The sequence below is a fragment of the Microbacterium sp. IO18 genome (assembly GCF_049099505.1).
GTDB lineage: Bacteria > Actinomycetota > Actinomycetes > Actinomycetales > Microbacteriaceae > Microbacterium > Microbacterium aurugineum.
The window spans coordinates 887,350-911,663 of sequence record NZ_JBMJAF010000001.1; the positions used below are offsets into that span (position 1 = coordinate 887,350).

Consider the following 24,314-nt stretch of genomic DNA (forward strand, 5'->3'; position numbering starts at 1 on the left):
GAGGTTCCTCTCCGAGGAGAGAGGCGGACAGTGGGGCGATGTTCTACAACTGGGAGGGTCGTCCATTATGGGGACGATTGTATCGAATGAGGACGGGCTCGCGCTCGCACTCACCAACTGACCGGCAGCGCCTTGCCCTCTTCGTATCCCGCTGCCGACTGGAGGCCGACGAGCGCACGGTCGTGGAACTCGGGCACGGTCGACGCTCCCGCGTAGGTGAACGACGAACGTACGCCCGAGGTGATCATGTCCAGCAGGTCCTCCACGCCGGGCCGCAGGGGGTCGAGGTAGATCTTCGACGAGGAGATGCCCTCGGCGAAGAGCTCCTTGCGCGCACGCTCGTACGCGTCGAGCCGGCCGAACCGCGCCTGCACCGCCTTGGTCGACGCCATGCCCCAGGACTCCTTGAAAAGACGCCCGTCGCCCTCGTGCTGCAGCTCCCCCGGAGCCTCGATGGTTCCCGCGAACCAGGAGCCGACCATGACGGAGGCCGCACCGGCGGCAAGCGCCAGCGCGACGTCGCGGGGGTACCGCACACCGCCGTCGGCCCAGACATGTGCGCCGAGCTCCCGTGCGGCCTGCGCGGTCTCGAGGACCGCCGAGAACTGCGGTCGACCGACCGCCGTCATCATTCGGGTCGTGCACATGGCCCCGGGCCCGACACCGACCTTGAGGATCGAGGCGCCCGCGTCGACCAGGTCGGCGACGCCGTCGGCGGTGACGATGTTCCCCGCCACGATGGGGAGCCCCAGGTCGAGATCGGCGACCGCGCGAAGCGCCCTCAGCATGCCTTCCTGGTGTCCGTGTGCCGTGTCGACCACGAGCACGTCGACGCCTGCTCCGGCGAGTGCCTTCGCCTTGGCGGCGACGTCGCCGTTGATGCCGACGGCCGCGGCCACCGCCAGACGACCGTCAGCGTCGAGCGCCGGCCGGTAGAGAGTGGACCGCAAGGCGCTGCGTGCGCTCAGGGTGCCCACGAGGTGACCGTGGTGGATCACCGTCACCATCTCGACACCGGCGTCGGTGATGACGTCGAACGCGTGCCGCTCCGAACCGATGTCGTCGGCATCGATCGACGGCGTACCCCGGTGGACGAGGTCGCCCAGTTGCGCATCCGGCAGCGCCGTGGCGAGTCGGACTGCGGGGAGGATGCCGACGATGCGCTCCACGTCGATCGGTGCGTCGCCGCGGGCCACGACGATCCCGTGTCCGCTCGTCGCCGGAAGCAGGCGGAGCGCATCGGCCACGGACGCTTCCGGCGGCAGCACGATCGGGGTGTCCCAGAGGACCGGCTGCGCCTTCACCTCGCGAATCGCGGAGTCGAGATCCTGCAACGGCAGGTCCTGCGGAAGAACACCGAGAGCGCCGCGTCGCGCGAGCACCGCAGCGATGCGCGGCCCCGTCACGGAGTTCATGTTGGCGGCGACGATCGGCAGGGTCGCGGGGGTGCCGTCGAGGGGCGCCAGATCGACCTGGAGGCGGCTGCTCACCGCGGATCGGCGCGGCACGAGGAAGACGTCCGAATAGGTCAGATCGACGGCCGGCTGCGCTCCTGAGAATTCCATGTCTCCACGGTACCCAGATCCCCTCGCCACGGGCGCATGGCTTCGACGAATCCCCGAGCGAAACACGTTAGGCTTGTTGGTCGAGAGCGTGCGGGCCCGAACGCATCCTGCGACGACGTCCGCACCAGAGAGCTTCAGCGATGAAAGAGGGCGATCGAGCGTGTCGAACCAGGTGACCGGCGTCAACGGCGACGGGGGGTTCGGAGCCAATTCCTGGCTCGTTGAAGAGCTCTACGAGCAGTTCAAGGTGGACCGCGACTCCGTCGACAAGGAGTGGTGGCCGATCCTGGAGAAGTACCACTCCGACGCGGCGTCCGCGGCTCCTTCCACGGGCACGGCGACGGCTGCTCCGCAGGCGCATCCCGTCACCGCCCCGATCCCCGTGATCGGCTCGCAGCCCGTGGCACGTACCACGGCCAAGCCGGCCGCGACGGCGCCGATCCCCGCGCAGGCTCCCAAGCCCGCGCCGAAGCCCGAGGCGAAGGACACCACGGACGTCGTCGAAGAGGACAAGGTCACCCCTCTGCGCGGCCTGCCGAAGACGTTGGCCGCCAACATGGACGAGTCCCTGACCGTCCCGACCGCGACCAGCGTGCGCACCGTGCCGGCGAAGCTGATGATCGACAACCGCATCGTCATCAACAACCACATGTCACGCACCCGTGGCGGCAAGATCAGCTTCACCCACCTCATCGGCTGGGCTCTCATCCGCACGCTCGACGAGTTCCGCAGCCAGAACGTGTTCTACGCCGAGGTCGACGGCAAGCCCTCCGTCGTCGCCCCGGCCCACGTCAACCTCGGCATCGCGATCGACCTGCCCAAGCCCGACGGCACGCGCGCTCTCATGGTGCCCAGCATCAAGCGCGCCGACACCATGTCGTTCACCGAATACCTCTCCGCCTATGAAGACCTGGTCACGCGCGCCCGCGGGAACAAGCTGACCGCCGGCGACTTCCAGGGCACCACGGTCTCCCTCACCAACCCCGGCGGTATCGGCACCGTGCACTCCGTGCCTCGCCTGATGAAGGGCCAGGGCTGCATCATCGGAGCCGGTGCCCTCGAGTACCCGGCCGAGTTCCAGGGCGCCAGCGAGAAGACCCTCAACGAGCTCGCGATCGGCAAGACCATCACGCTCACCAGCACCTACGACCACCGCGTCATCCAGGGTGCCGGTTCCGGCGAGTTCCTCAAGAAGGTGCACGAGCTGCTCATCGGCCAGCGCGGCTTCTACGACGACATCTTCGCCGCGCTGCGCATCCCCTACGCGCCGATCCGCTGGAACCCCGACATCGCGGTGGACCTCGCCGAGCGCGTCGACAAGCAGTCCCGCGTGCAGGAGCTGATCAACTCGTTCCGCGTGCGCGGTCATCTGATGGCCGACATCGACCCGCTCGAATACGTGCAGCGCTCGCACCCCGACCTCGAGATCGAGAGCCACGGCCTCACGTTCTGGGACCTGGACCGCGAGTTCGTCACCGGAGGGTTCGGCGGTCGCCGCGTCGCGAAGCTCCGCGACATCCTCGGTGTGCTCCGCGACTCGTACTGCCGCACCCTCGGCATCGAGTACATGCACATCCAGGATCCGGAGCAGCGCCGCTGGTTCCAGGAGAAGGTCGAGGTCAAGTACCAGAAGCCCGGCCACGACGAGCAGCTGCGGGTTCTCCGCAAGCTCAACGAGGCCGAAGCGTTCGAGACCTTCCTGCAGACGAAGTTCGTGGGTCAGAAGCGCTTCTCCCTCGAGGGCGGCGAGTCTCTGATCCCGCTCCTCGACGAGATCCTCCAGGGCGCAGCCACCGCCGGGCTCGAGGGCGCGGCCATCGGCATGGCCCACCGTGGCCGACTCAACGTGCTCACCAACATCGCCGGCAAGACGTACGGTCAGGTGTTCCGTGAGTTCGAAGGCACGCAGACCCCCGGCAACCAGCGCGGCTCCGGCGATGTGAAGTACCACCTCGGCACCGAGGGCACCTTCGTCGCCGATGACGAGTCCGAGCTTCCGGTCTACCTCGCCGCGAACCCGTCGCATCTCGAGACGGTCGACGGGGTGTTGGAGGGCATCGTCCGCGCCAAGCAGGACCGCAAGCCGATCGGCACCTTCGCGTGGCTGCCGATCCTCGTGCACGGCGACGCCGCCTTCGCGGGCCAGGGCGTCGTGGTCGAGACACTGCAGATGTCGCAGCTGCGCGGCTACCGCACGGGTGGCACGATCCACGTCGTCGTGAACAACCAGGTCGGCTTCACCACCACCCCGAACGACGGTCGCACCTCGATCTACTCGACCGATGTGGCCAAGACGATCCAGGCGCCGGTGTTCCATGTGAACGGCGACGACCCCGAGGCCGTCATCCACGTCGCCCAGCTCGCGTTCGAGTACCGCGAGCGTTTCCACCGCGACGTCGTGATCGACCTCGTCTGCTACCGCCGACGCGGCCACAACGAGGGTGACGACCCCTCGATGACGCAGCCGCTCATGACCGACCTCATCCAGGCCAAGCGCTCGGTGCGCCGCCTGTACACGGAGTCGCTCGTCGGTCGTGGCGACATCACCGAGCAGGAGTACGACGAGGCCAAGGCCGACTTCCAGAACCGTCTGGAGATCGCCTTCGCCGAGACGCACGCAGCCGAGACCGGCGCCCTGGACGTGACCCCGGACGCCCCGCCCGTCGATGACACAGTCGGTGCTCCGGACGTGACGGGTGTGCCGAGCGAGGTCATCCAGCTGATCGGTGACGCGTTCGTGAACAAGCCCGGCGGCTTCACGGTGCACCCGAAGATCCAGCAGCTGCTGGAGAAGCGTCTCGACATGAGCCGCAACGGAGGCATCGACTGGGGCTTCGGAGAGCTGTTGGCCTTCGGCTCCCTGCTCGTCGAGGGCACTCCGGTGCGACTCGCGGGCCAGGATGCGCGTCGCGGCACCTTCGTGCAGCGGCATGCGACCCTGCACGACCGCGCGAACGGCCAGGAGTGGCTGCCGCTGTCGAACCTGTCGGACGCCCAGGGCCGCTTCTTCGTCTACGACTCGCTGCTGAGCGAGTACGCCGCGCTCGGGTTCGAGTACGGCTACTCGGTGGAGGCGCCGGAAGCCCTCGTCCTGTGGGAAGCACAGTTCGGCGACTTCGTGAACGGTGCTCAGTCGGTCATCGACGAGTACATCTCGGCAGCCGAGCAGAAGTGGGGCCAGCAGTCCAGCGTGACCCTGCTCCTCCCCCACGGCTACGAGGGCCAGGGCCCCGACCACTCCTCGGCGCGGATCGAGCGTTTCCTGCAGCTGTGCGCGCAGGAGAACATGATCGTCTCCCGTCCGTCGACGCCCGCGTCGTACTTCCACCTCCTTCGGCGCCAGGCGTACGCCCGTCCGCGCAAGCCGCTGATCGTCTTCACGCCGAAGGCGATGCTGCGCCTGCGGGGCGCGACGAGCCCGGTCGAGGCCTTCACCCAGGGTCGGTTCGAACCGGTCATCGACGACGACCGCGGTCTCGACCGCGCTGCCGTCAAGCGCGTGCTCGTGCACTCGGGCAAGGTGCACTGGGATCTGCGCGCCGAGCTCGAGAAGAACCCGAACCCCGAGGTCGCGCTCGTCCGTCTCGAGCAGCTGTACCCGACGCCGATCGACGAGCTCAAGACGATCACCGACTCCTACCCCGGCGCCGAGCTCGTGTGGGTCCAGGAGGAGCCGGAGAACCAGGGCGCCTGGCCGTTCCTCGCGCTCGCCTTCGCGGACGTCCCGGGAGACCGGTCGTTCCGTCCCATCTCGCGCCCCGCGTCCGCCTCGCCGGCGACGGGCTCGTCGAAGGTGCACGCGGCCGAGCAGGCCGAACTGATCCACGCGCCCGTCCTCGTTTCCGTCCAGCTCCGGTCAGTACCAGATGTCGAGCGAGGGCGACGGGAACGCGACCAGCGCCTTGTCGAAGGCGTCGATCGCGGCACGATCCCCGGTGAGACGGCCGGCGCCGTGCAACGAGGACGCCCGAACCCCACCGGCGTAGAGCGACGACAGCGCCGAGACGTCGAGCTCGATGTCGGCGGAGCCTCCGTGCGCCTCCTCGACGGTCGCGATGCCCGACTCGTCCACGCGCAGCCGCCAGTCGCCGGCGGTGAATCCCAACGGGTCCTCGACCCGCAGGACCGTGTCGAGCGGTGCCGAATAGCCCCGCGCGGTGAGGGCGGCCGGGAGGTCGAGGATGCGCAGCCAGCCGTGGTCGTGCACCTCCTGCTTCACGCCACGCGGATCGGCGACGAGCCACGGCAGCGGGTCATCCAGCGGACGGAGGTCGGCGACGACCTCGTCGACCAGATCGTGCTGCAGCACGAAGCGCCAGAGCGCCGCGCGTGCATCGGCCGTCTCGGCGACGAGCAGACGCACGTCCATCCGGAACCGGAAGGTGCCGCTCGCCTCGCTCACCGTGTACGCCAGGACGCCGCGGAGCACTCCGTCCTCGTCGAGGTAGCGCACCCCCCTGGCCTGGTCCCGATCCGGTGTCGGCGCGACTCCCGAGTACCCTTCCCATCGGCCCTGCCAGCCCGGGATCTGGCCGGGGACCTGTCGACGCGCACGCTCGTGCACGGTCCCGAGGTCGGCGGCCAGCGTGTCGCGATCGACGTACTCGAGGCGCCCAGGGGGCGTCGCACCGCCCCATCCCGCACGCCGCGTGTTCACGGTCACCCGTGCGACCGGTATCGCGGAGCCGAAGCCGTAGCGACCGTAGATCGTCGCCTCGGAGACGGTGAGGCCCGCGACGGGAACGCCGGCCGATGCTGCGGCTCGCAACTCGCCCTCCAGCAGAGCCCGCGCGATCCCGCGGCGCCGGTGCGTCGCCGCGACGGTGACCACGCTGATCGCCCACATGTCGATCTCGCCGCCGCCCGGGAGCGTGAGCGGCGTGACCCAGGCGTTCGTGGTCGCGATCGGAAGCGTCGCATCCGTCGCGTCGGGCTCGAACACGCCGATGTTGCGCCGAGCCGCGAAGGTCTTGGTGACCTGGGCGATCATGTCGCCCGTCGGCTCGGCTCCCAGGAACCCGCGGTCCACCGCGCGTTGGAATGCCGCCGAACGGGTGTCGTCCGACAGATCGACGACCCGGTATTCGAGCCCGGAGGTCGCCAGGCGTTCAGTCGAAGTGGGGTCTGCGGTCACGTCCCGCGCATCGATGGAGCTCATCCATCCACACTACCGAGGCGGTCGGACGCGACGTCAGTGCTGCGCGGCCTGAGCCTCACGCAGACGCGCGAACACCTGATCGCGCAGCTGCTCCGGAGCCGTCTCCTTGCAGGCGCGGGCGATGACCTCGGTGAGGGTCGTCGCCACCAGCGCCTCGTCACGGCACGAGGGGCAGTTCTCCAGATGCTCGCGGATCTCGGTGTGCTCGGTCTTGCACACCTCGTTGCGGAGGTACTCCTCCAGATCCTGACGCGCTTTCTCGCAGCCGCAGTCGCTCATCCCTTGCTCCTCGTGTCAGCCGCGGCGATGCCCCGCTCGGCGGCGTAGTCTGCCAACAGCTCCCGCAGCATCCGCCTGCCACGGTGCAGGCGGCTCATCACGGTGCCGATGGGCGTCTTCATGATGTCCGCGATCTCCTGGTACGCGAATCCCTCGACATCAGCGAGGTACACCGCGAGTCGGAAGTCCTCCGGGACGGCCTGCAGAGCGTCTTTGACGACCGAGGCCGGCATCCGGTCGATCGCCTCCGCCTCCGCCGAACGACTGTGCGACGCGGTGGTCGACTCCGCACCGCCCAGCTGCCAGTCCTCGAGCTCGTCGATCGTGCCCTGGAACGGCTCGCGCTGCCGCTTGCGGTAGATGTTGATGTACGTGTTCGTGAGGATGCGGTACAGCCACGCCTTGAGATTCGTCCCCTGCGAGAACGTCGACCAGGAGCCGTACGCCTTCACGAACGTCTCCTGCACGAGGTCTGCGGCGTCCGCCGGATTGCGCGTCATGCGCATCGCGGCGGCATAGAGCTGATCCATGAAAGGGATCGCCTGCTCCTCGAACTCGCGCCGAGGGTCGCTGACGGTGTCTGCGGTTGCGGTGTCGTCCATCACCGGCCAGTCTAGGCCGCTGAGGTCGATCACCTCGCGCTCCAACGTCGCCGGCATTCTCTCTCCTTCACCTCGGGAGCCTCGTCTGTCGCGCCGAAGCTCCCTGCGTTTACTAAGGTGAGAACCGATGAGCGCCAACAGGTATTCCCCCATCCGCGTGCAGGGTGCCTTTCCTGCGCCCACCACCGATGTGCCCGTGCATGCCGAGCTCACGATCCCCGGCTCGAAATCGCTGACGAACCGCGAGCTGATGATCGCCGCGATCGCAGACGGCCCCGGCCGGCTGATCGCGCCGCTGCACTCCGACGACTCCGCCCGTATGGTCGATGCGCTGCGCGCGCTCGGCGTCGGCATCGAGGAGGTGGAGGCCGGTCACGAGTTCGGTCCCGACCTGGTCGTCACCCCGGCGAAGCTCAGCGGCGGCACGACGATCGACTGCGGACAAGCCGGTACCGTGATGCGCTTCATCGCTCCGCTCGCGGGGCTCGCCGAGCACGACGTGCACCTCACCGCCCACGAGACGGCCCTGCACCGGCCGATGGGCGGACTCATCAGCGCCCTCCGCGACCTGGGCGTCGACATCGACGATGAAGGCACCTGGTCACTCCCGTTCACCATTCGCGGTCACGGACGCATCCGTGGCGGCCGCGTCGAGGTCGACGCCTCCGCATCGAGCCAGTTCGTCTCCGGTCTCCTGCTCGCCGCTCCCCGGTTCGATGTCGGGCTGCACCTCGTGCACACCGGCGAACACCTCCCGAGCCTGCCCCACATCGACATGACCATCGAGGCGCTGAGCCGTCGCGGCATCCGCATCGAGCGTCCCGCCGTCGGCGAGTGGCTCGTCGAGGCCGGCGTGCCGCGCGCCAAGGAGCTCGCGATCGAACCCGATCTCTCGAACGCGGCGCCGTTCCTCGCCGCGGCACTCGTCACCGGCGGTTCGGTGGCTGTCACCGGTTGGCCCGCGCACTCCACACAGCCGGGCGCGATGCTGCCGGACATCCTGCAGGCTTTCGGTGCCCATGTCGGACGCCACGGCGGCACGCTCACGGTGCGAGCCGGCTCGAGCATCCGCGGCCTCGATCTCGACCTCTCGGCAGCGAGCGAACTCACCCCGACGCTCGTGGGTCTCGCCGCCTTCGCCGAGACCCCCACCACGATTCGCGGCATCGGCCACATCCGCCTTCACGAGACGGATCGGATCGCCGCGTTGATCGGTGACCTCCGCGCGCTCGGCGGGGAGGCCGAGGAACTCCCGGATGGGCTGCGGATCATCCCGCGCCCGCTGCACGGAGGAGAGTGGGCGGCGCACCACGACCACCGCATGGCCACGACCGGCGCGCTCATCGGGCTGCGTGTCCCCGGCGTCGTGATCGACGACATCGGCACGACCGCCAAGACCCTCCCGGAGTTCACGATGCTCTGGGAGCGGATGCTGCGGGGCTGACGGTGAGCTGGCTCGACGACACCGACGACCTCGACGACGACTTCGAGGACTACGACGAGAGCACCATCCGCACCCGTCCCAACCCGAAGGCCAACCGCCCCAGGACCAAGCGTCGCCCTGCGCATGAGGATGCCGAAGTCGGCAGGGTGCTCGGCGTGGACCGCGGTCGCTACTCCGTGCTCGTCGGCGAAGACACCCCCGACGAGCGCATGATCACCACGACCAGGGCCAGGGAGCTGCGTCGCATGCCCATCGTCACCGGCGATCAGGCACGCGTGGTCGGCGACACCTCCGGTGACGAGGGAACGCTCGCCCGCATCGTCGGCATCGTGGAGCGTACGTCTCTCCTCCGGCGCAGCGCCGACGACACGGACCAGGTCGAGCGGGTGATCGTCGCGAACGCCGACCAGATGCTCGTCGTCGTGGCGGCTGCCGACCCGGAGCCGCGTGCGCGTCTCGTCGACCGTTACCTGGTCGCGGCTCTCGACGCCGGGATCCGCCCCCTTCTCGTCGTGACGAAGACGGACATCGCGGACCCGACGGAGTTCCTCACCCATTTCGACGGCCTCGACCTCCGGGTGTTCACGAGCGCACAGGACGAGATGCCGGTGGACGAGATCGGCGCCGCCCTGGTCGGGCACTCGACCGTCTTCGTCGGGCACTCCGGCGTCGGCAAGTCCACCCTCGTCAACGCGCTCGTCCCGACGGCCGGACGCGCCACGGGTCACGTGAACCAGGTCACCGGACGGGGGCGACACACCTCCTCCTCCACGGTGTCGCTCCGGTACCAGGGCGCCGAAGGGACCGGCTGGGTGATCGACACCCCCGGCGTCCGCTCCTTCGGTCTCGGTCACGTGGATCCGGCGAACATCCTCGCGGCCTTCACCGAACTCGCCGAGATCGCGGAGAACTGCCCGCGTGGCTGCACGCACCTGGCGGACGCTCCCGATTGCGCGCTCATCGAAGCCGCCGATCGGGGCGAGCTGGGCGAGACCGGGCGCGCGCGCCTCGACTCGCTCCAGCGACTGCTGCAGACCTTCGCCGACAAGGCGGAGCAGGCCCCCGGCCGGTAGGCTGGAGGCGTGACCCAGCGCCTGGAACCCGGTACCGCAGCCCCCGACTTCTCCCTCCTCGACCAGGACGGGAACCTCGTCCGTCTGGCAGACCTGCGCGGCGAGAAGACCGTGCTGTACTTCTATCCGGCGGCGATGACGCCCGGATGCACCACCCAAGCCTGCGACTTCCGCGACAGCATCTCCTCGCTCCAGGGCGCCGGCTACCGGGTCATCGGCATCTCCCGCGACGAGCCGGCGACCTTGGCGAAGTTCCGCGAGCGGGACGCCCTCACGTTCCCCCTCCTCAGCGACCCCGACCACTCGGTCCATGTCGCCTACGGCGCCTGGGGCGAGAAGATGAACTACGGCAAGGTCGTCGAAGGAGTCATCCGCTCCACGTTCGTCCTCGATGAGGACGGGAAGATCGACATCGCCCTCTACAACGTCAAGGCCACCGGCCACGTGGCGCGGCTGCGCAAGCAACTCGGCATCGACGCCTGACCCGGTTGGCGGCGGCGCGGCCGCGGCGTCGACACGGGCACCGCACGGAGCTCACTCCAGCGGGCGCTGCGCGCCTTCTCGTCGTGCGCTCGTGATGAGCAGGGCGAACCCGAGCAGAGCCGGAAGTCCGACGCCGAGGGTGAACGTCCAGGAGACCGGTTGAACCGTCAGGGACGCGAGGGCGAGCGCGACGGCCAGCACCTGGAGCACCACTCCTCCCGAACGCGCCCACGACTTGCCGGCGCGCGTTCCGAACGCGAATGCCGCGAGAGCAGCCGCACCGATCAGCGTGAGAGCGATGAGCGCGATGGCAGTCGGCAGCGACGACGCGTCGCCCGCTCCGAGACCCGCGAGTTCGATGATCGCGAACACCAGGAGAGCCACCGCTTCGAGGGCAAGGACCCCTGCGGCCGCGAGGGCGATTCCGGGTGCGCGCACAGTGTCTCCCAAGGATCGAAAGAGGAGAAAACCCTTGATTTCAGGGTATTCATGTAACAGAATAGAGAAAGTCATGTGCTCCCACAGCGGCGTGGGGCGGGCGTTCACGCTCGCATCACAATTCGCGGCATTCCGTCCGCATCTCAACAGGGTAGCCGAACCCGAACAGCTACCCGAATCCGAGAAATCGCACCGCGACATCTCTTGAAATCCACACCGAGGAGCCCCCATGGACTGGCGCGATAAGGCCGCCTGCCTGACTGTCGACCCCGAGCTTTTCTTCCCCGTGGGGAACACCGGCCCGGCCGTCGACCAGATCGAGAAGGCGAAGACCGTCTGCGCCACCTGCACGGTCACCGAGATCTGCCTGCAGTACGCCCTCGAGACTAGTCAGGACTCGGGCGTCTGGGGCGGCCTCTCCGAAGACGAGCGCCGTGCGCTGAAGCGCCGCGCCGCTCGCGCCCGCCGCGCCTCCTGAACTTCCGAAAGCGGCCCGAGATCGACTCTCGGGCCGCTTTCGCGTGTGCCGGGAGCGCCGGCCCTCAGCGGTCGAGCCAGCGGAGCGGGATGTCGATGACCACCTCGGTGCCCTCGCCGTCGCTCCCCCGCCACTCGATCGTGCCGCCGAGCTCGCCCTGGATGAGTGTGCGGATGATCTGAGTCCCGAGCCCCTGACCGATCCGACCTTCCGGCAGGCCCAGACCGGTATCGCGCACCGTCACGCGGAGGTTCTCCTCCGTGCGCTTGGCGTCGATGGTCACGATGCCCTCTTGGCCTGCCAGACCGTGCTCGACCGCGTTGGTCACGACCTCGGTGAGCGCGAGAGCGAGCGGCGTCGCATACTCGCTCGGAAGCACACCGAAGCGACCGGTCGACTGCGTGCGCGCGCGGGTGCTCGGCGCCGATGCCACCTCCGCCACGAGCTTGAGCACGCGGTGGAAGACCTCGTCGAAATCGACCTTCTGCGTGAGTCCCTGCGCGAGCGTGTCATGCACCACCGCGATGGCGTCGACACGGCGCATGGCCTGTGTGAGCGCGTCCCTGGCCTCATCGGAGTGCGTGCGGCGGGCTTGGATCCGCAGCAGCGACGCCACCGTCTGCAGATTGTTCTTCACCCGGTGGTGGATCTCGCGGATCGTCGCATCCTTGGTGATGAGCTCCTGCTCCTGGTGACGGAGCTCCGACACATCGCGGCACAGCACGATCGCCCCGATGCGGGTGCCGTGGTCCTTCAGCGGGATCGCACGCAAGGACACCGTGACACCCCGCGCCTCGATGTCGGTCCGCCAGGGGGCGCGCCCTGTGACGACGACCGGGAGTGACTCGTCGACCTGCCGCGAAGGCGGCACCAAACGCGTGGTGACTTCGGCGAGGGACTCCCCCTCGAGTTCGTCGTCGAAGCCCATCCTGTTGAAGGCGGACAGAGCGTTCGGACTCGCGAACGTGCTGATCCCGTCCACGTCGATGCGGATCAGGCCGTCCGACGCGCGAGGGGCGCCTCGGCGCGGCGAGGTCGGCGCTGCGAGATCGGGGAAGCTCCCGTCCGCGATCATCCGGAACAGGTCGTTCGCGCACTCGTCGAAGGTGATCTGCTGGCGAGACGGCGTCCGCAGCTCACCCAGGTTGGTGTGTCTGGTGACCACGCCGATCGCTGTGGGGGCTGTGCCTGTGTCCCGGCGTTCGGGCACGATCGGCACGGCTCGGACCCGCGTCGGCGTCTCCTCGAACCAGTCCGGTGATGAGGAATCCACGATCTCGGCCGACTCGAAAGCGCCCTGCACCTGCGTACGCCACTGAGGCCGCACCCGCTCCCCGACGATGTCACGATAGAAGAGCGTGGCCGCACCACTCGGTCGTGCGTGCGCGACCGCGATGAAGGAGCCATCCTCGGTCTGGATCCAGATGACGATGTCGGCGGACGCGAGATCGGCGAGGAGCTGTCCGTCTCCGGCGAGACGATGGAGCCACTCCACGTCGCTGTCGGTCAGGAGGCCCTGGGCATGGGCGAGATCGCTGAGGGTTGACACCCTTCCAGCCTACGGTCACATCGGTCAGAGAATGGCCAGGGAGGTCGCGCGCCAGCGTCGATCGATCCCATCCAGTCTCACCGCGACCGCCCGCGTGCGCCCCGGTCCGGCCACCACGACGACCGCTTCGATGACCCCGTCGATCGGAGCCGTCACCCGCAGGGACCGGATCTCGAACGTCGGGCGAGCGGGAGCGACCCCGCGCGCGCTGCGCGCCCTCGCCGACAGGTTCGCCCGGGTGACCAGGCTGCGGAACGCGTCTTCGCTGAACCACCGCGCGAGCTGATCGACCTCACGGACGCCGGCGAGCACTTCGAGCACACCGCGGGTGAGACTGCGCAGGAGCGGTGCGGGATCGGGCAGTTCGCTGGTCGGTGTCGGCTGCGGAGCGAAGTACTCGTGAGGCGTCATGTCGATCTCTCGGTCGGGAAGGTCTGCGAGGTCGTCAGTACAGCACCGACCGCCGGGCTCCCGAACGCTGATCGAGGAAGTATGTGGATAACTCGTACGTCCGAAAACGACGTCGCCTACGCTCGGTCGGGTGCACTGGGACCGACTGTTCGAAGACCTCGAGGGCCAACTGGCGTCCGAGTGGGAGGCCGAACGCGCCGTGCTCGATGCGGAGTCGGAGAGGCTGCGCATCGCCCGGTTGGATCTGCGAGCGCGCCTGCGGGTTCTCTGCGGCTCCGACGCGGACGCCCTGATCGACCTCGTGAGCGGTCAACGCCTTCCGGTCACGGTGCGCACCCTCGGGGCCGACTGGATGGCCGTCGAATCGCGCGGCACCGGGGATGCCGTCCGCGCCCCGGCGGCCGCCCTGCTCGTCCCGCTGCACGCGATCGCCGGCATCACCACCGACCACGGCATGATCCTGGCGAGCCTCGAGGAGGCCCCTGTCATCGAGCACGCACTCCGGGAGAGGATGACACTGGGCTTCGTGCTGCGTGATCTCGCGCGGCGCCGCGTCCCCGTACACCTCACCACCCGGGAGGGTGAGGTGCACGGCACGATCGATCGCGCGGCCGCGGATCACCTGGATCTGGCGGTGCACGACCCGGGGCAGGCGCGTCTCGCCGGTGCGGTGCAGGGCTTCCGCATCGTCCCGTTCTCCGCACTGGTCACGGTGCGGACCGCGGGAGATCAGTTGCCGTGAGCCGACGAGATGCCCCAGACCTCGGGGAAGCTCGCCACCTGTGATTGCCTCCACAGCGCCATACGGCGAGACGTCTCCGATTCCTCGGCCAGATAGCCTTCCAGGCTCGACTCCTCCACGCGCCAGCGCGGCGGCGACCCGAGCTGAGCTCCTCGCAGTCTGCCCTCGTGCACGAGCTCGATCACCTCGCCCACTCCGATGCTCAGCAGCTCGGCGACCTGCGCGGGGGCGAGGAATCGCGGCGCGCGCGAGGACGGGGCTGACATGCCCCCATTCTCCCTGACACGTTCCCCCGGATCGGGTCGGACGGAACCCTGTGGATAACCGAGGAGGTCCCGTTTCGATCTCTGTGACGATAGCGCCATGCCTTTCCTCTCCCGACCTCGGCGCGCGTTCTGGGGCGACCTGCGGTTCCTCATCGGGATCGCTCTCGTCGCGCTCTCGATCACCGCCGTGTGGCTCATCATCGATACGGCAGACGACGCGGAACCGGTACTCCGAGCAGACCACACCATCGTCGAGGGCGAGACCCTCACCGCGGACGACTTCCAGGTCGTCGAGGTGGGACTCGGGTTGCTGAGCGACGACTACCTCGGGCCCGAAGACCTGCGATCGGGGCAGATCGCGGCACGGACGATCGAGAAGGGCGAGATCGTGCCGTTGTCGTCTCTCACCGACGCGGACCGGAGCCGGAAGACCACGATCGTGATCGAGAGCAACACCGGCATCCCGGAGGAGGTGGAGCCCGGCACCGTCGTCGAGGTCTGGCACGCTCCGCCGATCGACGACGGGCGCTCGCACGAGGCGCCCCGTATCCTCGTCGCCGACGTGATCGTGCGCGACGTGATCGAGCCGGACGGGGTCCTGGCTTCGGCGGGCACCCGGCTCGAGCTCGTGATCGACCGATCCGACGCGGCGGAGGTCCTCGCCGCGGTCACCGGCGGATCCGCCCTTTCGGTGCTGCCTGTCGGAGGCGCCTCATGACCGCGGTGGTCGTGGCAATCGCGGAGCCACGCGCGAGCGCACTGGCCGCCGAACTGGAACTCGAGGGGATCGACGTGCTCGCAGTCCTGACGGCCGGCACTCCGGTCGTCGACCTGCCTCCCGGCACCGAAGCGCTCATCGTTCCGGCGACCCGGGCCGTGCTGACCACCGAGCTGATCTCGACGTGTGATCGTGCGGGAGTGCGCGTCCTCGCCCTCGGCGGAGCGGACAGCCGCCTGCGGGGACGACTCGGGTTGTCTGCACCACTGCCCACCGAAGCCACCGGCTGGGAGGTCGCCGCGGCGCTGGGCACCGAGACCGTCGACGCGCCACTGCCTCGCGGCCCCGAGCCCCACCGCGTCATCGCCGTCTGGGGACCGCACGGCGCCCCTGGACGCTCGACCGTCGCGATCCAACTCGCGGTCGAACTCGCCCGGGCCGGCCGCCGCACGGCTCTGATCGACGCCGACACCGTCGCGCCGTCGATCGCCCTGCTGCTCGGGCTCAGCGACGACGCTCCCGGAATCGCCGCCGCCTGTCGTCGAGCCGAACGAGGTGCCCTCGACGACGACGAACTGTCCCGCTTGTCCACCCGAATCCTGAGCGGAGGTCAGGACGTCGAGGTACTGGCGGGGATCAATCGCCCGAGCCGCTGGCCGGAACTGGCATCAGCCCGTCTCCGCACCACGCTGCAGGCCTGTCGTGGGTGGAGCGAGGAGACGGTCGTGGATGTGGCCGCAGCCTTCGACGCGGACGACGAGGTCACGTACGACCTCGCCGGGCCCCGTCGACATGCGGCGACCTCGGCGACGCTGATCGAGGCGGACCTGATCGTGGCCGTCGCGGCGGCGGATCCTCTCAGCCTCAGCCGGTTCCTGCGTGACCACGCCGAACTGCGACGCCTCACGGCCCCGACGCCCCTCGCCGTGGTCGTCAATCAGGTCAGGCAGGGTCCGCTCGGCATCGATGCGCGCAGGCAGGTCCGGCGCACCCTCGAGCGATTCGCGGGCATCACCGAGGTCACGTTCCTGCCCTTCGATCAGCGCGCCGCCGACGCCGCACTGCTGCACGCCCGGCCGATGACCGACGTCACGCCCCGTTCACAGCTCGTCGCCGGCGTGAGGAGGCTGGCCGCGACCCTGTCTCCCACACGTCCGGAGCTTCCTACTGGCGGTAGCTCGAGAGGAAGTTCCCCAGTCGTTCGACGGCTTCGCTCAGCACTCGCGGCTCGGGCAGCGTCACCAGTCGCAGGTGGTCCGGGGTCGGCCAGTTGAAGCCGGTGCCCTGCACCAGGAGGATGTGCTCGGAGACGAGGAGGTCGTAGACGAGGCGAGCGTCGTCCCTGATCTCGTGCACGTTCGGATCGAGACGCGGGAACGCGTAGAGCGCGCCCTGCGGCTTGACGCAGGACACCCCGGGAATCGACTCCAGCCCTTCCCAGGCGATGTCTCGTTGCTCGCGCAGACGCCCGGTGGGAGCGATCAGCGCCTCGATGGACTGCACACCCGAAAGAGCCGCCTGGACGGCGTGCTGCGCAGGGACGTTCGGGCACAACCGCGTCGACGCCAGCAGCGTGATCCCCTCCAGGAAGCCCTTGGCGTGCCCCTGCGGGCCGGTGATGACCATCCACCCCGAGCGGTATCCCGCCACCCGATAGGTCTTGGACAAACCGTTGAACGTGAGGCAGAGCAGGTCGGGAGCGAGTGTCGCGGTCGGGATGTGGACCGCGTCGTCGAACAGGATCCGGTCGTAGATCTCGTCGGACAGGAGGAGCAGCTGGTGCTCCCGCGCGATCTGCACGAGACCTTCCAGGATTTCACGCGAATAGACGACACCCGTCGGGTTGTTCGGGTTGATGATGACCAGAGCCTTGGTGCGAGGCGTGATCTTCGAGCGGATGTCCTCGAGATCCGGCTGCCACTCGTCGTCCTCGTCGCAGAGGTAATGCACGGGCGTGCCTCCCGCGAGACTGGTCATCGCGGTCCACAGCGGATAGTCGGGGGCGGGGATCAGAACCTCGTCGCCCTCGTCGAGCAGAGCCTGCATCGTCATCGTGATGAGTTCGGAGACGCCGTTGCCGAGGTAGACGTCATCGGGGTCGAACCGGGGGAACCCCTCGATCTGCTCGTACCGGCTCACGACCGCGCGACGGGCGGAGATGATGCCCTTGCTGTCGCTGTAACCGTGCGCCGTGGGCATCGCGGCGAGCATGTCGTGCACGATCTGGTGCGGTGCATCGAAGCCGAAGATGGCCGGATTGCCGGTGTTCAGCTTGAGGATCTTGTGACCCTCCGCTTCCAAGCGCGCCGCCTCGACGAGGGCGTTTCCGCGAATCTCGTACAGGACGTTCTTGAGCTTCGACGACTGATCGAAGTTGCGCGTTGGGGTCATCGACCAAGCCTACAGCGACGAAAGGAGGGCCAATCCACCCGGACTGGCCCTCCTCCTCACCGAACGCTACTTCTTCTTCTTGCTCTGCGCGCGACGCTGTTCACGGTTGCCGGCGGCCGGTGCGTCACCGTCCGTGCGCTGCCCGAACGCACCGCGGGGCGCCTCCTCGGGCTCGGTCTGCGGAGCCTGCGCGCGCACGGCGGCCTGACGGACGCGATCCGTCGCCGCCTGCTGAACCTGGCCGCGGTCGTTGCGCACCTCGACCTCGCCCGCATCGTTCGCGGCGGAGTACTCGAGACGCTGCTCGCCTCCGCCCGCGGCGAGGCCCTTGGCTTCGACCTCGGTGGTGTCCGAGTCGGCGGCACGGCGCACCTCGACCTCGAGGTTGTAGAGGTAGCCGACCGACTCCTCCTTGATCTGCCCCATCATCGACTGGAACATCGCGTAGCCCTCACGCTGATACTCGATCAGCGGGTCGCGCTGCGCCATGGCTCGCAGGCCAATGCCGTCCTTGAGGTAGTCCATCTCGTAGAGGTGGTCCCGCCAGCGGCGATCGAGCACCTGCAGCACGACGCGTCGCTCGAGTTCGCGGGTCGCGGCCTCGCCCAGCGACTCCTCGCGGGCTTCGTAGGCGATCTTCGCGTCGGAGAGCAACTCGCGCGTGAGACCTTCCGCGGTGATGCCGCCCTTGCGCCCTGCAGCCTCCGAGACGACCTCGTCGATGGTGACTCCGACCGGATAGAGCGTCTTGAGCTCCGTCCACAGAGCATCGAAGTCCCAGCTCTCGTTGTGGCCCTCGCCGGTGTGGTCGCGGACGACTCCGGCGATCGCGTCCTCGATGAAGTGCTGCACCCTGTCGGCGATGTCGTCGCCCTGCAGGATGTGACGGCGGTCGGCGTAGATCGCCTCGCGCTGACGGTTCAGGACGTCGTCGTACTTGAGCACGTTCTTGCGCATCTCGGCGTTGCGCGACTCGACCTGCGACTGCGCGCTGCGGATGGCGCGGGAGACGAGGCCGGACTCGATCGGCACGTCGTCCGGGAAGTTGGTGCGCGCCAGGATGGCCTCGGCGGCACCGGACTGGAACAGTCGCATCAGGTCATCGGTGAGGCTCAGGTAGAAGCGACTCTCACCGGGGTCACCCTGACGACCCGAGCGACCGCGGAGCTGGTTGTCGATACGGCGCGACTCGTGACGCTCGGTGCCGAGCACGTAGAGCCCGCCGGCCTCGATGACCTTCTCGGCCTCCTCGGCCACGACGCTCTTCATCGCCTCGTAGGTCTCGTCCCAGGCGGTCTCGTATTCCTCGGGGGTCTCGACCGGATCGAGGCCCTTGGCCTTGAGATCCTGCACCGCGAGGAACTCGGCGTTCCCGCCGAGCATGATGTCGGTGCCTCGACCTGCCATGTTCGTGGCGACGGTGATCGCTCCCAGGCGACCCGCGCGGGCGACGATCTCGGCCTCACGCGCGTGGTTCTTCGCGTTGAGGACCTCGTGCTTGATGCCCTTCTTCGCGAGCAGGCGGGACAGGTACTCGCTCTTCTCGACGCTGACGGTTCCGACCAGCACCGGCTGACCTTCGGCATGACGCTCGGCGATGTCCTCGACGACCTGAGCGAACTTGGCGGTCTCGTTCTTGTAGACGAGGTCCGACTGGTCCTTGCGGATCATGGGACGGTTCGTCGGGATCGGGATCACGCCGAGCTTGTACGTCGACATGAACTCAGCCGCTTCGGTCTCGGCGGTACCGGTCATGCCGGCGAGCTTGTCGTAGAGGCGGAAGTAGTTCTGCAGCGTGACGGTCGCGAGCGTCTGGTTCTCGGCCTTGACCGGCACGCCCTCCTTGGCCTCGATCGCCTGGTGGATGCCCTCGTTGTAGCGGCGTCCGACCAGGATGCGGCCGGTGTGCTCATCGACGATCATGACCTCGTCGTTCATGACGACGTAGTCGGTGTCCTTCTTGAACAGCGCCAGTGCCTTGATCGAGTTGTTCAGGAACGAGATGAGCGGAGTGTTCGCGGACTCGTACAGGTTGTCGATGCCGAGGTAGTCCTCGACCTTCTCGATCCCGGGCTCGAGCACGCCGACGGTGCGCTTCTTCTCGTCGACTTCGTAGTCCTCCCCCACCTCGAGGGTGCGGGCGATCTTCGCGAACTCGGCGAACCAGCGGTTGGCCTCGCCGGAGGACGGTCCGGAGATGATGAGCGGCGTACGGGCCTCGTCGATGAGGATCGAGTCGACCTCGTCGACGATCGCGAAGAAGTGCTCGCGCTGGACGAGGTCTTCCTTCCGCCACGCCATGTTGTCGCGCAGGTAGTCGAACCCGAATTCGTTGTTCGTGCCGTAGGTGATGTCTGCGGCGTACTGCTCACGGCGGATCGCCGGCGTCTGACCGGAGACGATGATGCCGGTGGTCATGCCCAGGGCACGGAACACGCGCCCCATGAGTTCCGCCTGGTAGCTCGCGAGGAAGTCGTTGACGGTGATGACGTGGACGCCCTTGCCGGCGATCGCGTTCAGGTACGCGGGGAGGGTGGCGACGAGGGTCTTGCCCTCACCGGTCTTCATCTCCGCGATGTTCCCGAGGTGCAGCGCCGCGCCACCCATGATCTGCACGTCGTAGGCGCGCATACCGAGCGTGCGCTTGGCGGCTTCGCGCACCGCGGCGAACGCCTCGGGCATCAACTGGTCGAGCGTCTCACCCTTCTCGTACCGCGCCCGCAGCTCCGTCGTCTCGTTGCGCAGTTCGTCGTCGGTGAGCTTGGAGATGTCCTCTTCCAGCGCTCCCACTGCCTTGACGACCTGATTCAGGCGGCGGATGACCCGCCCCTCGCCCGCACGCAGCAGCTTCTCAAGAGGATTGGCCACGGATGTCATCTCCCTGTCAGTGGGTAAATCGCCGGCCATCGGTGGACCCGACGCCAGGCATACTTCGCCATGTTACCGGGCCGTGACCTCCACGTCGCCTGCACGTCGCCGCACGGCGACACCGCGCGCCATGACGAGAGCATGCCCGGTAACCATATACTCGGTATCGCATTCAGCCCGATCACACGAGGAGACGACGATGTCCGTACGCCAGAGCATGCTCGCCATCCTCGCCCAGGGGCCCTGCTACGGATACCAGCTCCGGCACGAGTTCGACCGGCGCACCGGTTCGGTCTGGCCGTTGAACGTCGGCCAGATCTACAACACCCTCGAACGACTCGAACGGGACGGCCTCGTGCAGCGCGGCCACACCGATGAGCAGGGGCATGTGTACTGGCGGATCACCCGCGCCGGAGATGCGGAGGTCGCACGGTGGCTCGCCTCCCCCCTCGCGCGAGCCAAGGGAGCCCGTGATGAGCTGGCGATCAAGCTCGCCGTCGCCGCGACCCTCCCCGGTGTCGACGCCGCGGCCACGATCCACGCCCAGCGCGCGGCATCCCTGGAGCATCTCGAGACGCTGCGGCAGGCCAGACGGACGAAGCGCGGTGAGGACGGCCCCGAGGGACTCGCCTGGTCACTGGTGGTCGACTCGATGATCTTCTCCGCCGAAGCCGAGGTGCGCTGGCTCGACCACGCTGCCGAGCGCCTCACCGGACGCCCGCAGCACGCGATGGCGCTCGAACTCACGGAGGAGCGCCCCAAACGCGGACGCCCTGCGAAATCCGGCGCCGCGATCACCGATGCCGAGATCACCGGCGCCGAGATCACCGAAACCGCGCCTGCAGCCTGAGCGAACACCGTCGCGACGACCTCAGGGCCGCTCGGCCGAACTTCCCCGTTCGCCCGGAGCGGATGCTCAGCCGGCTCATGCGCCGGGGAAACTAGGATCGACCCATGGCTGGTTTTTGGGGCAAGCGCAAACGCGAACAGGAAGAGCTCGCCGCTCGGGACGCCGATCTGGCTCGGCGTGCGGAGCAGGCCCTCGTCGGAGCGGACGAGCGGATCCGCACCACAGCCGACGAGCTCTCCTTCGCCGAGGCCGAACTCGGCGAAGGCCTGACCTCCGACCTGCGGACGGCACTCGCCGCGGTGCGCACCCACCTGCGCGAGGCGTTCCAGCTCCACCAGCTGAATCACGATGAGATCCCCGACACAGACGAAGAGCTGCGCACCCGCAACGCACGCATCCTGCAGCTGTGCGACTGGGCGCAGGACCTCCTCGACGAGAAGACCTCCGAGCTCGCGGAGTCCGTCTCCACGGTTCGACGCGCGCCCGAGATCATCGCACGAGTGCGCGCGGAGGCTGCGGCGCTCAGCGCCCGCATCCCGCAGACCAACGAGGCTGTCGCACGTCTCTCCGCACGCTACGCCGATTCCGCGATGCATCAGATCACGGCCAGCGCCGCCGAAGCGGAGCAGCTCATCAGCTTCGCAACCCACAGCGCCGACGTGTCGGAGCGCCGTCGAGCGGCGAAGCAGAACGAAGAGGCGAACGTCGCGCTCGAGACCGCGACCGAAGCGACCCGGCGAGCATCCACGCTCCTCGAGGCCGTCGAGGACTTCGAGATCGAAGCATTGCGCGCCGAATCCACGCTCGCCGAAGTCGTGGCAGACTCCCGCAACGACCTCATCGCCGCACGCAACGCTCCCGCGGTACCGGCGGTGGCGTCAGCTGTCGCAGACCTCCAGGCCGCGCTCTCGGCGCTGACGCCGTCGGGACAACCCAACGATCCGTTCGCGGAGCTCTCCCGCCTGCGTGACGCCAACTCCGCGCTGGACGACGCCATCGCGAAGGCACGCCACCGCGCCGAGAACCCGCTCCCGAGCATCGCCCAGGTGCAGCACGCGATCGACGACGCCGACCGGCAGCTGGGTGTGGCACGCGGCTTGATCGCCGGTCATCGCGGCTGGATCGGCGCGGACGCCCGCACACGCCTCGCCGAGGCGGAACGACTTCGTGTCGACCTCTCCGACCTCCTCCCGGCCGAAGAGACCCGCGAAGCCGCGCTCGTGCAGGCACGACGGGTCGCACACCTCGCCTCCGAGGCGCTGCAGCTCGCCCAGCGCGACATCGATTCGTCCCGCCCGCAGGACGAGGGCTGGGGCGGCGGCGGATGGGGAGGCGGCGGCGGACGACGCGGTGGCGGCGGTGACCTCGCATCCGGCATCCTCGGTGGACTCGTGATCGGCAGCCTGCTCGACGGAATCTTCGACTGACCCGAGCCCTCACGCCTCCCGGACGTCGAAACGGCCCGGTCCCTTTCCCAGGGGCCGGGCCGTTTCGCAACGTCGATCAGGAGGCGAGAGCCTCGGACGGCGGAGCCTGGGTGCTCAACGCGATCACGCCGTAGTCCCAGCCCTTGCGCCGATACACGACACTCGGGTGGTCGGTACGGACGTCCACGAAGAGGAAGAAGTCGTGTCCGACCAGTTCCATCCGGTCGACGGCCTCCTCGACGGTCATCCACTCGGCGTCGAAGCTCTTCGTGCGGATGACGACGGGCGAATAGTCCTCCTCTTCCGTCTGCTGCACCGGCACGTTGCCGGTGGCGACGGCATGCAGGACGTCCGCCGAGGCCGGCTGGACGTCGATGCCCGTGAGAGCTCCGCTCTCCTTCTCGAAGTGAGCGCCGCGCGGGTGCTGTCGTCCATCGACCCGCTTCTCCTTCGCGCGACGCAGCTGCTCGGACATCTTGTCCACCGCGAGATCGAGAGCGACGAACTTGTCTCCATCCGTCGCTTCGGCTCGGACGACCGGTCCCTTCCCGATCAGCGTGAGCTCGACGGTCTCATCGGGCACATGACCGTTGCGATACACGCGATGGGTGACCTTCACATCCAGCCGCTGCGCGCGAGACGCGAGCATCTGGATCTTGGCGATCTTCTCTTCGACAACGGTTCGGAAGCGATCGGTGATACCCACTCCGACGCCAACGATGCTTGTTTCCATTGCTGCCTCCTTGTCCCGGTCCTCCCGGCCAAGGGCGGACCGTGGTCGCCTTGTGTCCCCCCACCGTAGTCCGCCCGTCGACGGATGTCACGAGCTGGTTCTCCTGTGTCTCCGGTGGGTTGTCGATGAGGTTCATGCGAATCCGCCACGAAGCGGCGTGGCGGCGAGCGCGACGGCCGCGACGACTCGGAACCCGGCCACCGTGAGGGCGCGCGCTGCCTCGTCGAATGTCGCCCCGGTCGTGATCACGTCGTCGACGATGACCGCCTCGGCTCCCTCTCCTCGGTGCCGGGCACGCATCGCTCCGCGGACGTTCGTCTGGCGTGCGCGAGCACCCAGGCCGCGCTGATCCGGGCGCGCTCCCTCGACGGTGAGCACGGCCTGCGGATCCGCGTGCGCACGGCGGACCAGCAGGTCCGGGACGCGGTAGCCCCGACGTCGGAAAGCGGCCCGGCTCGTCGGAACGGGCACGATCCACGTCGCCGATGTCACCAGCGGGCTGAGGACGCTCGCCAGCGCCGCACCGAGCGGGCGCGCGATGAGCGTGTCCCCCTCCCCCTTGAGCCGCCGGATGCAGCGCGCCGCCACCCCGTCGAACTCGAGGGAGGACCAGACGGGCAGCCCCGCCGGTGTCACCGACTCCTGCGCCCGCGGCGCCAAGGCACTCCGACAGCCCGGGCACAGCAGGAGGCCGGGCTCACCGCAGCCCGCGCAGTTCGCGGCGAGCAGGAACGCGGCGACCTCGGCGCCGATCCGAAGGAGACGGGATTCTTCCGGCATCCGACGATTCTGCGACTCCTGGCATCGGTCACACCGTCGAGCCGCCGGCCGTCCTGTAC

At 68.5% G+C, this 24,314-nt stretch carries 21 protein-coding genes and 1 pseudogene; 10 read left to right on the forward strand and 12 right to left on the reverse strand.

Going from position 1 to position 24,314, the window contains the following annotated elements; genetic code table 11:
• Nucleotides 1–110: 110 nt before the first annotated feature.
• The gene (locus tag ACLF6J_RS04385; protein WP_134353482.1) at nt 111–1,565 is read right to left on the reverse strand and encodes a GuaB1 family IMP dehydrogenase-related protein; all 1,455 of its coding nucleotides are present in this window, start codon (nt 1,563–1,565) and stop codon (nt 111–113) included.
• 160 nt (nt 1,566–1,725) lie between these two features.
• On the opposite strand from ACLF6J_RS04385, the pseudogene ACLF6J_RS04390 reads away from it, so the two are divergent.
• Nucleotides 1,726–5,388 (forward strand): annotated as a pseudogene (locus tag ACLF6J_RS04390) (multifunctional oxoglutarate decarboxylase/oxoglutarate dehydrogenase thiamine pyrophosphate-binding subunit/dihydrolipoyllysine-residue succinyltransferase subunit); the annotation flags it as partial.
• A gap of 33 nt (nt 5,389–5,421) precedes the next feature.
• On the opposite strand, the gene ACLF6J_RS04395 reads toward ACLF6J_RS04390, so the two are convergent.
• The 3 genes from ACLF6J_RS04395 to ACLF6J_RS04405 are packed head-to-tail and all read right to left on the reverse strand — an operon-like array spanning nt 5,422 to nt 7,661.
• On the reverse strand, nt 5,422–6,723 hold the full coding sequence (locus ACLF6J_RS04395; RefSeq protein ID WP_134353480.1) for a GNAT family N-acetyltransferase: 1,302 nt from the start codon (nt 6,721–6,723) through the stop codon (nt 5,422–5,424).
• A 33-nt stretch (nt 6,724–6,756) separates the two neighbouring features.
• Nucleotides 6,757–7,002 carry a zf-HC2 domain-containing protein gene (locus ACLF6J_RS04400; protein ID WP_047524397.1) on the reverse strand — a complete coding sequence of 82 codons (246 nt, stop codon included), beginning with the start codon at nt 7,000–7,002 and terminating at the stop codon, nt 6,757–6,759.
• Nucleotides 6,999–7,661, reverse strand: a complete 663-nt coding sequence (locus ACLF6J_RS04405; RefSeq protein ID WP_047524398.1) for a sigma-70 family RNA polymerase sigma factor — start codon at nt 7,659–7,661, stop codon at nt 6,999–7,001. Before ACLF6J_RS04405 ends, ACLF6J_RS04400 begins: the two co-directional genes overlap by 4 nt.
• A 70-nt stretch (nt 7,662–7,731) precedes the next feature.
• On the opposite strand from ACLF6J_RS04405, the gene aroA reads away from it, so the two are divergent.
• Genes aroA through bcp form a run of 3 tightly spaced genes read left to right on the forward strand, consistent with a single transcriptional unit; the run spans nt 7,732 to nt 10,604 of the window.
• The gene (gene aroA / locus ACLF6J_RS04410; RefSeq protein ID WP_134353479.1) at nt 7,732–9,048 is read left to right on the forward strand and encodes a 3-phosphoshikimate 1-carboxyvinyltransferase; all 1,317 of its coding nucleotides are present in this window, start codon (nt 7,732–7,734) and stop codon (nt 9,046–9,048) included.
• 2 nt (nt 9,049–9,050) lie between these two features.
• Nucleotides 9,051–10,121, forward strand: coding sequence for a ribosome small subunit-dependent GTPase A (rsgA, locus tag ACLF6J_RS04415; RefSeq protein ID WP_134353478.1), 1,071 nt, complete (start codon nt 9,051–9,053; stop codon nt 10,119–10,121).
• A 9-nt stretch (nt 10,122–10,130) separates the two neighbouring features.
• Complete coding sequence (gene bcp / locus ACLF6J_RS04420; RefSeq protein ID WP_047524401.1) at nt 10,131–10,604, forward strand: thioredoxin-dependent thiol peroxidase; 474 nt, start codon at nt 10,131–10,133, stop codon at nt 10,602–10,604.
• 51 nt (nt 10,605–10,655) lie between these two features.
• On the opposite strand, the gene ACLF6J_RS04425 is transcribed toward bcp, so the two are convergent.
• Nucleotides 10,656–11,042 carry a hypothetical protein gene (locus ACLF6J_RS04425; RefSeq protein WP_244093628.1) on the reverse strand — a complete coding sequence of 129 codons (387 nt, stop codon included), beginning with the start codon at nt 11,040–11,042 and terminating at the stop codon, nt 10,656–10,658.
• A gap of 229 nt (nt 11,043–11,271) precedes the next feature.
• Between ACLF6J_RS04425 and ACLF6J_RS04430 the strand changes: the two genes are divergently transcribed.
• Nucleotides 11,272–11,520 carry a WhiB family transcriptional regulator gene (locus ACLF6J_RS04430; RefSeq protein ID WP_017203224.1) on the forward strand — a complete coding sequence of 83 codons (249 nt, stop codon included), beginning with the start codon at nt 11,272–11,274 and terminating at the stop codon, nt 11,518–11,520.
• A gap of 64 nt (nt 11,521–11,584) precedes the next feature.
• On the opposite strand, the gene ACLF6J_RS04435 is transcribed toward ACLF6J_RS04430, so the two are convergent.
• Nucleotides 11,585–13,069 (reverse strand): sensor histidine kinase, encoded by a 1,485-nt coding sequence (locus ACLF6J_RS04435; RefSeq protein ID WP_047524403.1) that lies wholly within the window; start codon nt 13,067–13,069, stop codon nt 11,585–11,587.
• Nucleotides 13,070–13,093: 24 nt separating this feature from the next.
• Nucleotides 13,094–13,480, reverse strand: coding sequence for an Rv3235 family protein (locus ACLF6J_RS04440; RefSeq protein WP_047524404.1), 387 nt, complete (start codon nt 13,478–13,480; stop codon nt 13,094–13,096).
• Nucleotides 13,481–13,610: 130 nt separating this feature from the next.
• Here ACLF6J_RS04440 and ACLF6J_RS04445 point away from each other — a divergent pair, with 130 nt between their 5' ends.
• Complete coding sequence (locus ACLF6J_RS04445) at nt 13,611–14,222, forward strand: hypothetical protein (RefSeq protein ID WP_134353476.1); 612 nt, start codon at nt 13,611–13,613, stop codon at nt 14,220–14,222.
• Here the strand turns inward: ACLF6J_RS04445 and ACLF6J_RS04450 are convergent.
• Nucleotides 14,210–14,488, reverse strand: coding sequence for a helix-turn-helix domain-containing protein (locus ACLF6J_RS04450; RefSeq protein WP_047524406.1), 279 nt, complete (start codon nt 14,486–14,488; stop codon nt 14,210–14,212). The two genes, ACLF6J_RS04445 and ACLF6J_RS04450, sit on opposite strands and share 13 nt — an antisense overlap.
• A gap of 97 nt (nt 14,489–14,585) precedes the next feature.
• Between ACLF6J_RS04450 and ACLF6J_RS04455 the strand changes: the two genes are divergently transcribed.
• Entirely contained in the window at nt 14,586–15,206 is a 621-nt protein-coding gene (locus ACLF6J_RS04455; RefSeq protein WP_134353475.1) for an SAF domain-containing protein, read from the forward strand.
• Nucleotides 15,203–16,480: an AAA family ATPase gene (locus ACLF6J_RS04460; protein ID WP_134353474.1), complete on the forward strand. Its 1,278-nt coding sequence runs from the start codon at nt 15,203–15,205 to the stop codon at nt 16,478–16,480. The genes ACLF6J_RS04455 and ACLF6J_RS04460 overlap by 4 nt, the downstream gene beginning before the upstream one ends.
• Here ACLF6J_RS04460 and ACLF6J_RS04465 read toward each other — a convergent pair.
• Both ACLF6J_RS04465 and secA read right to left on the reverse strand, forming a co-directional pair.
• On the reverse strand, nt 16,371–17,597 hold the full coding sequence (locus tag ACLF6J_RS04465; protein ID WP_047524408.1) for a pyridoxal phosphate-dependent aminotransferase: 1,227 nt from the start codon (nt 17,595–17,597) through the stop codon (nt 16,371–16,373). The two genes, ACLF6J_RS04460 and ACLF6J_RS04465, sit on opposite strands and share 110 nt — an antisense overlap.
• A gap of 66 nt (nt 17,598–17,663) precedes the next feature.
• Complete coding sequence (secA, locus tag ACLF6J_RS04470; protein ID WP_421076833.1) at nt 17,664–20,465, reverse strand: preprotein translocase subunit SecA; 2,802 nt, start codon at nt 20,463–20,465, stop codon at nt 17,664–17,666.
• Between the two features lie 199 nt (nt 20,466–20,664).
• Between secA and ACLF6J_RS04475 the strand changes: the two genes are divergently transcribed.
• Together ACLF6J_RS04475 and ACLF6J_RS04480 are read left to right on the forward strand one after the other, a co-directional pair.
• Nucleotides 20,665–21,315: a PadR family transcriptional regulator gene (locus ACLF6J_RS04475; RefSeq protein ID WP_134353473.1), complete on the forward strand. Its 651-nt coding sequence runs from the start codon at nt 20,665–20,667 to the stop codon at nt 21,313–21,315.
• A 104-nt stretch (nt 21,316–21,419) separates the two neighbouring features.
• Nucleotides 21,420–22,742 (forward strand): hypothetical protein, encoded by a 1,323-nt coding sequence (locus tag ACLF6J_RS04480; protein WP_134353472.1) that lies wholly within the window; start codon nt 21,420–21,422, stop codon nt 22,740–22,742.
• Between the two features lie 76 nt (nt 22,743–22,818).
• Here the strand turns inward: ACLF6J_RS04480 and hpf are convergent, their stop codons facing one another.
• On the reverse strand, nt 22,819–23,475 hold the full coding sequence (hpf, locus tag ACLF6J_RS04485; RefSeq protein WP_134353471.1) for a ribosome hibernation-promoting factor, HPF/YfiA family: 657 nt from the start codon (nt 23,473–23,475) through the stop codon (nt 22,819–22,821).
• Nucleotides 23,476–23,607: 132 nt separating this feature from the next.
• On the reverse strand, nt 23,608–24,255 hold the full coding sequence (locus ACLF6J_RS04490) for a ComF family protein (protein ID WP_134353470.1): 648 nt from the start codon (nt 24,253–24,255) through the stop codon (nt 23,608–23,610).
• Between the last annotated feature and the right edge of the window lie 59 nt (nt 24,256–24,314).

Bases quoted from the DNA above. Each gene is read 5' to 3' on its own strand.
- ACLF6J_RS04405 (WP_047524398.1), bottom strand. From the start codon at position 7,661: ATGCCGGCGACGTTGGAGCGCGAGGTGATCGACCTCAGCGGCCTAGAC.
- ACLF6J_RS04465 (WP_047524408.1), bottom strand. From the start codon at position 17,597: ATGACCCCAACGCGCAACTTCGATCAGTCGTCGAAGCTCAAGAACGTC.
- ACLF6J_RS04480 (WP_134353472.1), top strand. From the start codon at position 21,420: ATGGCTGGTTTTTGGGGCAAGCGCAAACGCGAACAGGAAGAGCTCGCC.
- ACLF6J_RS04400 (WP_047524397.1), bottom strand. From the start codon at position 7,002: ATGAGCGACTGCGGCTGCGAGAAAGCGCGTCAGGATCTGGAGGAGTAC.
- ACLF6J_RS04440 (WP_047524404.1), bottom strand. From the start codon at position 13,480: ATGACGCCTCACGAGTACTTCGCTCCGCAGCCGACACCGACCAGCGAA.
- ACLF6J_RS04450 (WP_047524406.1), bottom strand. From the start codon at position 14,488: ATGTCAGCCCCGTCCTCGCGCGCGCCGCGATTCCTCGCCCCCGCGCAG.
- ACLF6J_RS04460 (WP_134353474.1), top strand. From the start codon at position 15,203: ATGACCGCGGTGGTCGTGGCAATCGCGGAGCCACGCGCGAGCGCACTG.
- ACLF6J_RS04455 (WP_134353475.1), top strand. From the start codon at position 14,586: ATGCCTTTCCTCTCCCGACCTCGGCGCGCGTTCTGGGGCGACCTGCGG.
- ACLF6J_RS04490 (WP_134353470.1), bottom strand. From the start codon at position 24,255: ATGCCGGAAGAATCCCGTCTCCTTCGGATCGGCGCCGAGGTCGCCGCG.
- aroA (WP_134353479.1), top strand. From the start codon at position 7,732: ATGAGCGCCAACAGGTATTCCCCCATCCGCGTGCAGGGTGCCTTTCCT.
- hpf (WP_134353471.1), bottom strand. From the start codon at position 23,475: ATGGAAACAAGCATCGTTGGCGTCGGAGTGGGTATCACCGATCGCTTC.
- ACLF6J_RS04475 (WP_134353473.1), top strand. From the start codon at position 20,665: ATGTCCGTACGCCAGAGCATGCTCGCCATCCTCGCCCAGGGGCCCTGC.
- ACLF6J_RS04430 (WP_017203224.1), top strand. From the start codon at position 11,272: ATGGACTGGCGCGATAAGGCCGCCTGCCTGACTGTCGACCCCGAGCTT.
- ACLF6J_RS04395 (WP_134353480.1), bottom strand. From the start codon at position 6,723: ATGAGCTCCATCGATGCGCGGGACGTGACCGCAGACCCCACTTCGACT.
- ACLF6J_RS04385 (WP_134353482.1), bottom strand. From the start codon at position 1,565: ATGGAATTCTCAGGAGCGCAGCCGGCCGTCGATCTGACCTATTCGGAC.